The sequence below is a fragment of the Enterobacter sp. R-1.6.2 genome (assembly GCF_035064085.1).
Classification (GTDB): domain Bacteria; phylum Pseudomonadota; class Gammaproteobacteria; order Enterobacterales; family Enterobacteriaceae; genus Enterobacter; species Enterobacter asburiae_B.
On sequence record NZ_JASEYI010000149.1, the window covers coordinates 1 to 269 of the forward strand.

The 269-nt window shown below is 61.7% G+C and carries 1 protein-coding gene; it reads left to right on the forward strand.

From position 1 onward, the window contains the following. On the forward strand, positions 1-269 hold a 269-nt coding region (locus tag QMN93_RS26190; RefSeq protein WP_323630753.1), incomplete at both ends, for an MbeB family mobilization protein.

Consider the following 269-nt stretch of genomic DNA (forward strand, 5'->3'; position numbering starts at 1 on the left):
GCGCAGCAGCAGAGTACCGGCGAGATGCTGAAAGCCGCATTCAGCGAGCACGAGCAGTCTGTCAGAGCGGAACTGAGCGCAAGCGCGAGGAGAATCAGCGACGCCATCCTCGCACACGAGCAGAGTATGAGCGAGGCGATGGAGAAAAACCGGCGGAGCGTACTGCGGACTGCCGGGCGGACATGGTTCACCATCCTGATGGTGTCAGCGCTGCTGATCGGCACGAGCGGGAGCATACTGTGGTGGCAGGGGCAGCAGATAACCGACAA